Source organism: Marinitoga sp. 1155, from assembly GCF_001021175.1.
Taxonomy (GTDB): domain Bacteria; phylum Thermotogota; class Thermotogae; order Petrotogales; family Petrotogaceae; genus Marinitoga.
The window spans coordinates 45,597-56,065 of the sequence record NZ_AZAX01000056.1; the positions used below are offsets into that span (position 1 = coordinate 45,597).

12 protein-coding genes are annotated in these 10,469 nt (G+C 25.9%); all 12 read left to right on the forward strand.

Going from position 1 to position 10,469, the window contains the following annotated elements:
* Positions 1 to 2 precede the first annotated feature (2 nt).
* Positions 3 to 422, forward strand: a complete 420-nt coding sequence (locus X274_RS11295; protein WP_047266932.1) for an ATP-binding protein — start codon at positions 3 to 5, stop codon at positions 420 to 422.
* Between the two features lie 3 nt (positions 423 to 425).
* Positions 426 to 1,808, forward strand: coding sequence for a DUF342 domain-containing protein (locus tag X274_RS11300; RefSeq protein WP_052913318.1), 1,383 nt, complete (start codon positions 426 to 428; stop codon positions 1,806 to 1,808).
* A gap of 7 nt (positions 1,809 to 1,815) precedes the next feature.
* Positions 1,816 to 3,012 carry a hypothetical protein gene (locus X274_RS11305; RefSeq protein WP_047266933.1) on the forward strand — a complete coding sequence of 399 codons (1,197 nt, stop codon included), beginning with the start codon at positions 1,816 to 1,818 and terminating at the stop codon, positions 3,010 to 3,012.
* Complete coding sequence (gene thyX / locus X274_RS11310) at positions 3,005 to 3,688, forward strand: FAD-dependent thymidylate synthase (RefSeq protein ID WP_047266934.1); 684 nt, start codon at positions 3,005 to 3,007, stop codon at positions 3,686 to 3,688. The genes X274_RS11305 and thyX overlap by 8 nt, the downstream gene beginning before the upstream one ends.
* On the forward strand, positions 3,685 to 4,062 hold the full coding sequence (locus X274_RS11315; RefSeq protein WP_047266935.1) for a DRTGG domain-containing protein: 378 nt from the start codon (positions 3,685 to 3,687) through the stop codon (positions 4,060 to 4,062). Before thyX ends, X274_RS11315 begins: the two co-directional genes overlap by 4 nt.
* On the forward strand, positions 4,052 to 4,993 hold the full coding sequence (locus X274_RS11320; protein WP_047266936.1) for a CBS domain-containing protein: 942 nt from the start codon (positions 4,052 to 4,054) through the stop codon (positions 4,991 to 4,993). The genes X274_RS11315 and X274_RS11320 overlap by 11 nt, the downstream gene beginning before the upstream one ends.
* Positions 4,994 to 5,010: 17 nt before the next feature.
* Positions 5,011 to 5,346, forward strand: coding sequence for an iron-sulfur binding hydrogenase (locus X274_RS11325; RefSeq protein WP_047266937.1), 336 nt, complete (start codon positions 5,011 to 5,013; stop codon positions 5,344 to 5,346).
* Positions 5,347 to 5,348: 2 nt separating this feature from the next.
* On the forward strand, positions 5,349 to 6,068 hold the full coding sequence (locus X274_RS11330; RefSeq protein ID WP_047266938.1) for a PHP domain-containing protein: 720 nt from the start codon (positions 5,349 to 5,351) through the stop codon (positions 6,066 to 6,068).
* Positions 6,056 to 6,607 (forward strand): ATP-binding protein, encoded by a 552-nt coding sequence (locus X274_RS11335; protein ID WP_052913319.1) that lies wholly within the window; start codon positions 6,056 to 6,058, stop codon positions 6,605 to 6,607. Before X274_RS11330 ends, X274_RS11335 begins: the two co-directional genes overlap by 13 nt.
* Complete coding sequence (locus X274_RS11340) at positions 6,604 to 8,883, forward strand: BamA/OMP85 family outer membrane protein (protein WP_047266939.1); 2,280 nt, start codon at positions 6,604 to 6,606, stop codon at positions 8,881 to 8,883. Before X274_RS11335 ends, X274_RS11340 begins: the two co-directional genes overlap by 4 nt.
* A 143-nt stretch (positions 8,884 to 9,026) precedes the next feature.
* Positions 9,027 to 9,692 (forward strand): hypothetical protein, encoded by a 666-nt coding sequence (locus X274_RS11345; protein WP_047266940.1) that lies wholly within the window; start codon positions 9,027 to 9,029, stop codon positions 9,690 to 9,692.
* Between the two features lie 10 nt (positions 9,693 to 9,702).
* Positions 9,703 to 10,469: hypothetical protein (locus X274_RS12110; RefSeq protein WP_047266941.1), on the forward strand; the 767-nt coding region annotated here is incomplete at its 3' end.

Genomic DNA, 10,469 nt, shown 5'->3' on the forward strand with positions numbered 1-10,469 from the left:
TTATGAAAAATTTAGAAAGTATTGAATTAAAAATAATGAGCAGAACAAAATATATAAAAATTCTTAGAGAAGCAATGAAATACTTTTTAAAGTTAAATGATTATAACGAAGAAGAGCAAATATTCTTTATGGAACTTGCTTTAAATGAAGCTGTGGCAAATGTAATAGAACATACTTACAAGTTTGACGAGAATAGGAAAATTTTTATAAAATTTGAAATTGTAAATGATATTTTTAGTGTTTATATCCGCGATTTTGGTGAGAAAATCGACAAATCCAGCGTAAAATCCAGAGATCTTGAAGATATAAAGGATCACGGTCTGGGAGTTCATATAATAACTCAGGTTTTTGATGAAATGATGTGGAAAGATATAAATGAAGAAGGTAATTTATTGATACTAAAAAAGAATTTGGGGGACTAAAGAATGGCTATAACCAAAATAAAGGTGTCTGAAGATAAACTTAGAGCATACATGACTTTAATATATGATGGAAGAATTCCTACTGATGGTGAGTTATTAAAGATTCTTCATTCAGCAGGAGTAAAACACGGTATTAAATATGATATTTTAAGAAGTTTGGCTTTAAATCCCACGTATAATGAATCTATAGTCGTAGCGGAAGCAACAATGCCAGAAAGAGGAGAATCAGGTTATGTTGAATTGTATAAATTAGAAAAAGAAAAGAAGGAAATAAAAAATAATGAAAAGATAGATTTCAGAGAATTTGCTAAAAATATTGTAACGGTACGAATAGGTGAAAAGATAGGATTTATACATCCGCCAAAATTAGGAAAGCCTGGGAAAGATGTCTATGGACAAAAAATTCCAGGTCTTCCGGGAAATCCTGCAAAGGTTGTGTTAGGAAAAAATGTTGAAAAGGATGAAGAAGGCAATATTATAGCTACATCGTCAGGAGAATTGAAAATAAATAAGGATATAGATGGTACTGTACGTATTGAAATAGAAGAAGTATATGAAATTAGAGGAGATGTTGATTTTAATACAGGAAATATACAATTTCCAGGTAAAGTGATAATAACAGGTTCTGTAAGACCTGATTTTATTGTTGAAGCAGATGGTGATATTGAAATATATGGAGAAGTGGAACTAGCTAAAGTATTTTCTAAAGAAATGGTAAAAGTTAATGGTATAAAAGGTGGAAATAAAGGATATATAAAGGCTAAAAATATAATTGCAAAATTTGCAGAAAATGCTATTTTAGAAGCAGAAGAAAAGATTCAAATAGATAAGGCAATGATTAATTGTAAAGTTCTTTCTGCAAAAGAGGTAATATTGGATGGATATAATAGCAGAATTGTGGGAGGGCATATAAAAGCATTAAAAAAGGTAGAAGCATATTATCTTGGAAGTCCAATGGGTGTTTCTACAGAAATAGATGTAGGTGTAGATCCAAAATTATTTGAAGAATATACAAATCTAATTGAAATTACAAAACGAGATACTACAGAGTTAAAAGCTATAACCCCTCAAATCAACTCGTTATTAAAAAAAATAAAGCAGATGAAAATAAAAAATGAAACTGTATTATACTTAAAAAAATTAATAGATAGAGCGACAACTATAAAAAGTAGAGTTGAAGAAAATAGAAAAAAAATAGTTAAATTAAAAAAATTAATTGAAGAGTCAAAAAGTTCGGGAGTAGTTATTGCAAGAAAGATGCTATATTCTGGAGTTTCTATAAGAGTTAATAATAAATTATTAAGTCCTGAAAAAGGATTAAGTAGTGTTTGTGTTATGAATATAAATGATGAAATAAAAATTCATGCATATGTTCAGGGGGAATAAAAACGTTATGAAAAAATTTAAAATATTAATAATTGTTATAATGATATCTATTACAACGATATTCAGCGAGGATATAGGAAAATTTTATATAAAAACCTTTGATTCTGATAAAATGATTAATTATAACAAAATAAATATAAAAATATTTGGGTATTTAAAAAAATATTTAGAAACAGGATACAGCGGATATTTGAAATCTGCCAATGAATTAAGGGTTACTTATAATACTGAGTTAGCTATAGTGGAAAAAAAAGTTTTTGATACGATGTCTTCTATAAATCATCAAACTACAATTGAGCCAATAAAAAGGTTTGAGGAATTAAAAATAAGATATCCTGAATCATTGCTAATAAAAAGCTTACTTTTAGAATTTGAATATAGCCAGTGGTTAATTACAGGGGATCCCAAGTTGGCTAAAATAATATTAAACAAAATTAAAGATATTGAAAATATAATGGGGGAAGCCCCATTTACCGTTTATTATAAAGCGAATTTTTTATATAAGTCCAATATATATGGAGATAAAAAAGAAGCTTATAATATTATAAAAAAAGGTGTTCTGGAGTTCCCGGATAATAAAAAAATAGTTGAAACATTTTTGATAATATCAAGTCAATTAAAAAAGGAAAAAGAGGATAAAGAAATTTTTGAAAAAATAGCTAGAATTTATTTAAAAGAACCTGAAAACAAAGAAAATATATTATTATTAATTGCAAAATATTTTTTTGAAATTGGTAATAAAGATTTTGCAAAAGAAATATTAACTGAAAGAATTCTTAGTAATTCAAGAAATGCGGGAATATTATTTTTAACATATGAATTATTAGGGGATTATGCAGATACAAATATTCAGAAAATGAACTATTATCAAAAAGCATTAAAATATAAATCCGAAAGTTCAAGGGTAATGTCAAAATGGGCGTTATCAATGTTAAAAGTTGATCGAGAAAAATATAAAACATTGGCAAGAATTGCCTTAAACAAGGCCGTGACATTAGATGCTAATATTTCAGAAGAAGCTAAGAAAGCACTTTCTGATTTACGAACAGAAGTAAAAATAGAAGTGTTTTTAAACTATGTTTTACCAATAATATTATTTATTATAATTTCAATAAGCATTTTAATTTATTATGAAAAAAGAAAAGAAAGAAAAGAAAAAGATTTTCTTTTAAAAGTTAGTAAAGAAGGTGAGGATAATGAATGAAAAAAAGGTTCTGGATAAAGGATTTATAAAATTAATAGATATACTTGGTGATGATAAAGCAGCGGTAAGAGCTGCAAGAGTTTCATATGGAAAAGAATTATCTGATAATAATAGAGATAAGAAATTAATTTTCTATTTAATGGAGCATAAGCATCATAGCCCATTTGAGCATCAGGTTTTTACATTTCATGTAAAAACACCTATTTTCATTGCAAGGCAGTGGATGAGACATAGAATAGGAAGTTATAATGAAATTTCACGTAGGTACACAACTAAATATTCAGAAGAATTTTATATTCCGGATCACATAAGAATACAGGATACTAGAAACAAACAAGGATCAATAAAAACAAATGATGCTAAATTATTTGATGAAGCAATAAATATAATAGAAGGTTTTTATAATAAAGCATATGAAAATTATAAAAAATTATTGAATATGGGTGTCTCCCGTGAAATGGCAAGAATGGTTTTGCCTGTTGGACAATATACACAATTTTATTGGACGGTAAACACACGAAGTTTAATGAATTTTTTAAATCTCAGAGCAGATTCTCATGCTCAATGGGAGATACAACAATATGCAATAGTATTGGCTAAAATATTTAAAGAGAAATTGCCATGGACATATGAAGCATTTTTAAAATTTGAATATAGGGGAGATTTGTTAAGATGACTTTAATAGAGTTAATGAATAAAATAAATGCAAGATTTATACATTCTCCAGAAGGCGCAAAGTATATAGAAATAGAATATGCCGGAGCATCAGATTTAATGAGTGATTTTTTAGCTTTTTCGAAACCAAATATGTTGATAATAACAGGTTTAGCAACTCCTCAAACATTAACAACAGCTTCAGTGGTTGATGCGAGTGCTGTTTTATTTGTTAGAGGCAAAGTAATACCGCAAAAATTTTTAAAAATAATTGAAGAATGTGAAATTCCTATTTTAACAACAGATTATTCTATGTATTATACATGTGCAAAATTATACAAATATGGGATAAAAGATGCAATGGAAACAGACAAGGTTGATGAAAATGAAAAATAAAAATAAAGAAAGTAAATTATTGGAAACAATTTTAGAAATGTTTTCAGATACGAAAATCGGAGAAATAATGACTTCACCAGTTATTGTTGTTACTCCAGAAACTTCTATTAAACAGGTAAAAGATATAATGAAAATAAAAAAAATTTCAGGATTGCCAGTTGTCAAAAAAGGGTTGAAAATAGAAGGTATTATAAGTATAGAAGATATAATTAATGTATTGGAAAAAGGCAATTTAAAAGATCCTGTGATAAAATGGATGACAGAAGAGGTTAAAGTGTTAAATGAAAAAGATACTCTGGCCGATTTTATACAAATATCAAGAAAATACAATTTTGGAAGATATCCGGTAATAAATGATGAAAAAAAGGTTATAGGTATAGTTACAAAATACGATATTATATCGTGGTTGTTTGAAAAACTCGGTACAATATACATTCATGATAACAGAAGAGAAAAAATATTAGACCAGGAATATATCTCTAAATTAACAGATGAAATATTAGATGACAAAAAAATATCGTTTAAATTTGAAATAAGCTATAATGATATACAAAAAATCGGTATAGGTGCAACAAAATTAAAAAGTTTTTTAAAAAATAAAAGTATAGATGAAAAACTAATTAGAAAGATTTCCATATCAACATATGAAGCGGAAGCGAATGTAGTGATACATTCAAATTCATATGGTGAAATATATTGTTGGATTTTTGAAGATAATATAAGATTATTGGTTAAAGATTACGGAAAAGGAATTGAGAATGTTGAATTAGCAATGCAAGAAGGATTTTCTACAGCTTCTGAGGACGTCAGATCTCAGGGTTTTGGTGCGGGAATGGGCCTTCCAAATATGAAAAGGTTTTCGGATAAAATGACAATAATTTCAGAAAAAGGAAAAGGAGTAATAATAGAAATGTTATTTTATAAAGATTAAAACAACGGGGTGAAAAAATGAAATTGTCAAAAATATTAAAAAATGGATATGTTGAAAAAGTATATATATTTAATGAAAATGTTGAAATAAAAAATGGATATATAGGTGATTTACTCAGTGAAATAATGCGTAACGCCCCTTCTTGTTCAATATGGTTAACCCATCAAACACATCCAAATATTGTAGCAGTAGCTTCTATTGTTGAAACAAACACAATAATAATACCAGAAAGATTTGAATACGAAGAAGAAACTATAGAAAAAGCAAAAGAGAATCAAATAAATCTATTAAAAAGCAAATATGATATATTTAAAACTGCAGGAATAATATATAATGAATTAAGAGAGGAATAAAAATGGCAGAATTTTATGGAAATTTTCATATACATACTGTAATTTCTCCATGCGCAAATATAACAATGACACCCGATATTTTTCTGGAGTATTTAAATGGGATTAATTGGATTTCAATAACAGATCATAACACAGCACGGCATATAAGACTATATTCAGAAACTTTAAAAAGAACAGATATAAAAGTTATACCCGGAATAGAAGTTACAACCAGAGAAGAAGTGCATATTTTAGTTTATTTTGAAAATATAGAAGATGCAGAAGAATTTGGTGAAATTATAGAAAAACATTTAATAATAAAAGATTATGATCAGGAAAAATTAGGATACCAAATTTTGTGTGATGAAAAAGGTGAATTTAAAAAAATAATTGAAACTCCATATTTTGGAAGTGCTACAAATCTACCTATAGAAAAAATATACAAATTATCTAAAAAATATAACTCGTTATTTATTCCGGCACATATTTTCAGATATAATGGTTTGATAACAAATCTGGGCATTCCGCCGGAAACCATAAATATGGATGCTGTTGAAATAAAGTCAGAAGAAGAAATGAAAAGAGCTAAAAAAGTTGGATTTCGGAAATTTATTATTAATACAGATGCGCATATACCAGATCAACTAAAGCCATCGTGTAAAATAATTGCAAACAAAAGAAATTTCCATAATTTTAAAAAAGCTATATATGAAAGTAAGGTGATACCGATTTGGCAACATTGAGAACTATTAGTGATCATATACTGGATATATGTGAGAACGCGATTAAATCTGGAGGAGATAACGGATATTTAGTAATAATTGAAACAAAAGATATATTTAGATTTTGTATAGCGGACAATGGAAAAGGGATGAGTGAAGAAGAGATAAAAAAAGCACTTGATCCATTTTATACAACTAAAAAACAAAGAAAGAAAAAGTTTGGTCTTGGGTTGTCTTTTTTAAAATATTCAGCTGAGATAACAAGAGGATATTTTAAAATATATTCTAAAAAAAATAAAGGAACTACAGTTATAGCAGAATTTAATCTAAAACACATAGATTGTCAACCAATTGGAAATATAACAGAAATGTTATTAAATCTTTTAAATAGAAGTAATGGATTTTCATGGGAAATAACAAGGTTTTTCTTAAAAAACGGATATAAAATAGAAACAAAGTATTTGAATGAAACCTTTGATATAACAAATCCAAGAGAATTATTGGTAATAAAAAAATATATAATGGAGTTAGAAAAACAAATTAAGGAGGTAGTTAAATGAAAAAAAAGTTGCTATTGTTTGTAGTTTTAAGCCTTTTTATCAATATTTTTTCATTAATGACAGTAGAAAAAGTTGTCTTTGAAAGTACAAATGGAAAAATATCATTTATTGAAAATGAATTAAAAAAAGTATTATCAGAATATGATATAACAGATAATTCATTAGTTGGTGATATAGATATAAAGCTGGCTATAGATAATATTCAAAAGAAATATCCGTATTTTTCATCTATTTCATACAATTATTTAGAAGATGAAAAAGAGCTAAAATTTATATTTAAATTGAATCCTGAAGTTGTAAACGTTAAATTTAAAGTATTAGGAGATAAATTGCTTGATTTATCTAAAATAGCTACAAAAGTATATACAGAAAAAAACAAACCTTTAAATATAAATGAATATAAAAAAGGATTAGAAGAAATAAAGAAATATTATAATGAAAATGGTTATATGTATATAGAAGTATTCAGCAATATAAAATTAAATGCAGATGGAATAACATTAGAGGCAACAAAAATAAATTCTAAAATGGAATCAGATAAAAATACTCTGGTTTATGTCATAAAAGAATATGATTTATGGGATATAGAATTAGATGGAGAAATAAAACAAATAGATAAAAAAGAATTAAAAAAGGTATTTGGATTTAATTTTAGAAAAGATTGGGAAGATAAATTTTTCTTATTCAGATCAGATGTAAAAGCAACATATCCTAAAATTGAAGATATTCAAAGAATATTTCAGTCATTACAACAGCTTCCGTATTTTTCTAAAGATACAAAAATATCTATAAAACCTATAAATATTGAGAAAACACCAGGTGGAGATTTAACAATAGTTTTATCAGGAAATTTAAGAAAAATACTTGAAAAACCATCTTTGATAAATAAAATAGATATTGATGGAAATGAGAGTATTCAAAAGTTTGAAATTTTAAATAAATTAAAGCAATCTAAAATTTCTGAAAATTCAACAATTACAAACATCGAGATATTACATAGCTTAAAAAGTTTAAAAGATTATTATAATACATTAGGATATCCATTTGTTGATATAAATGTAGAATATGAAACTAATAAATTAGTATATAAAATAATAGAATATAAAGTTGGAGAAATAACTATAAACGTTAATCCAGAGAAGAAAACAAAAGATTATTTGATAAAACCGGCGATAAAATTAACTTCAGGTAAAGTTATAAAAACAAAGGATATACAGGATACATATTATGCATTATCAGGAACAGGCTTTTTTGGAAAAGTTAATATATATCCTTATAATCAAATTGGAGATAAAGTGGATTTTAAAATAGACATTACCGAGAAAAACAAGCCAGGGAAATTTGTTGGAGGAGTAACATATACAATGCCAGAAAACGCACCATGGTATATGGGATTTCTTGGCCAGATAGAGCTTCAGTGGGCTAATCCGTTTGGATTTGGACAGACATTTAACATTTCGACCAATATTAATCCGTTATCCAATACGTATATTTTTAATGGAGGATATGGAATAAAGAATTTATATGGTTCTAAATTTTCATTTAAAACAGATTTAAAATATGGAATGTACGATGAAAATGTGGGGATACCTCAGGAAAATATAAGTGGAGAAGCAACAGTTTCAAATAAAATATCTTTTTCTGTATCTCCTAATTACAATATAGATGATTTTAATAATATAAATATGAATTTTAGTTATTCCGAAACAAAATTTAATTCGAAAACTATTTTACAAAAAAAGCAAATAAGTGGCGGAATCGGATATACATATTCGCGACTTGATTATCCGTTCAGACCTTATAATGGGCTATATAACAATGTTCAGATATTTGGCGGATTGAACACATTAAATACTAATGAATATTATTATGGTGGATATATGGAAAATAAAATTTTCAAAACATATTATAAATTTACTTTTGCAAATAGGTTTAAATTAGGTTATGTGAAAGATGATTTTGATTTATATGATTATTATTTGGGTGGAATGTATACTATTAGGGGATATGATTTTTCAACCAGAACAGGAAATATGATGGCATTAAATAATACAGAAATTCAGTATCAATTAAACAGAGAGAACGTCCCCGTTGATTTATATTTATTTTTTGATATAGGAAATGCAAATAATGTGGATTTAACAAAAGAATATTTATGGTCATATGGAATAGGTGTGAAATTAACATTACCAATGATTGGTCCAATTCGATTTGAAGGGGCATTTGATACAAATAATAAATTTAAATGGACATTTGGTTTTGGTCCTGTATTCTGATAAAAGGGCAATTATGCCCTTTTTTTTATACAATAATAGATTATAGTATTTATTAATATAGTATATATTGATGAAAAAACTTAAAAATTTTGAAAAAATTTGATATACTATACATTGAATAAAAATCAAAAGGAGTGAAAAACGTGGCTAAAGATAAAGAAAAAAAATCTGGAAGATTAAAAAGACTGATTTCCTTATTTTTTTGGTCAATATTTATAACTTTAATAATAATTTCTCTCGTTTACATTAATTTTGAATTTAATAGATTAAAAATACTAAATCTTAGTATAGATAAAGATTGGAAAAGTTTTGTGGCATATATGCTACAAAAAGTTCCTGTTCTCAAAGATAAAGTAAAATATGAGTATTTAGATGTAGGAAATGCATACATTATACAAGAAAAATTAATTGATGAAAGATTAAAAGAGTTGGATTTGAAAAGTGAACAAATAAAAAATCAATTGGAAGAATTGAAAAAACTTTCAATTCAAATTCAAAATGATTCAAATAAATTGGAAGAAGCAAAAAAAGTATTTGAAAATGAAAAAAAATTATTTGAAGAAGAAAAAAAGGTTTTTGAAGATTATAAATATAGAATTAATAAACTTGCAGAATGGTTTGCCTCCTCGACTCCTGCAAATATAGCAGTAGCTTTATCAAGGGATGAAGTGAGTATTGATTTAATTGTAAATGCTTTACTTATATTACCTTCTGATACAGCAGCGGAAATAATACAGGCTTTAGCCCAAATTAATCCAACAAAAGCTGCAAATGTTATTTCAAAAATAGGGGAGGTGAAAAACAAATAGGAGGGAAAAAATGACAACGAATTTATTAATATCAAATGTTTTAAATAACAAAGTTAGTGTCAAACAAAATAAAAAGATAGAAAAAATCACGAATTCAAAAAAATTTAATATTAATGAATATATAGTTAATAATAAAAACAATACATTAGAAAAAAATAATAATATACTTATAAAGAAACTTTCAATTAGTATAAAAAAAATATACTTACCAAAAAAATCTTCTAATAAAATAAAAAAAATCCCATTAGGGAAAAACTTAAAACCTGTACGAAAAAACTTCAAATTTAAATCCTTCAGTGTGAATCTTATGAAAAAAAATAATAATGTTAAAAATTTTAATAATGATAAATTAAAAATTTCCAGAAAAATTTTTCTGGAAAGTGTTGTTTTTTCAAAAAATACCAAAGAAATAAATAAAGTAAATAAAATAATAAAAGAATTAATAGGAAAAGAAAAGGAATTACCAGAAGGGATAAAAAAAGAAGTAAAAGAATTAAAAGAAATGATAGAAGCGGGAAAAAATGAAAAAAGCGAAAAAACAGATTTTAAATTAATAGAAGAAATAAAAGTGGAAAATAAAATAGAAAATATAGAAAAAAAAGGACAAAAAGAAGGAGTAAAGATAAAAGAAATATTTGCAACAGAGGAAGTGAAAGATAAGAAGATAGAAACAAAAAACACAGAAAAAATAAAAGGAAAGATAAATAAAAAAAAAAAAAAAATAATAAAGAAAAAAAAAAGAAATAACAGAAAGGATAAAAAAAAAAGATTATATAT

Excerpts from the sequence above, each read along its gene's own strand:
- X274_RS11295 (WP_047266932.1), top strand. The coding sequence starts at position 3 with ATGAAAAATTTAGAAAGTATTGAATTAAAAATAATGAGCAGAACAAAA.
- X274_RS11300 (WP_052913318.1), top strand. The coding sequence starts at position 426 with ATGGCTATAACCAAAATAAAGGTGTCTGAAGATAAACTTAGAGCATAC.
- X274_RS11305 (WP_047266933.1), top strand. The coding sequence starts at position 1,816 with ATGAAAAAATTTAAAATATTAATAATTGTTATAATGATATCTATTACA.
- thyX (WP_047266934.1), top strand. The coding sequence starts at position 3,005 with ATGAATGAAAAAAAGGTTCTGGATAAAGGATTTATAAAATTAATAGAT.
- X274_RS11315 (WP_047266935.1), top strand. The coding sequence starts at position 3,685 with ATGACTTTAATAGAGTTAATGAATAAAATAAATGCAAGATTTATACAT.
- X274_RS11320 (WP_047266936.1), top strand. The coding sequence starts at position 4,052 with ATGAAAAATAAAAATAAAGAAAGTAAATTATTGGAAACAATTTTAGAA.
- X274_RS11325 (WP_047266937.1), top strand. The coding sequence starts at position 5,011 with ATGAAATTGTCAAAAATATTAAAAAATGGATATGTTGAAAAAGTATAT.
- X274_RS11330 (WP_047266938.1), top strand. The coding sequence starts at position 5,349 with ATGGCAGAATTTTATGGAAATTTTCATATACATACTGTAATTTCTCCA.
- X274_RS11340 (WP_047266939.1), top strand. The coding sequence starts at position 6,604 with ATGAAAAAAAAGTTGCTATTGTTTGTAGTTTTAAGCCTTTTTATCAAT.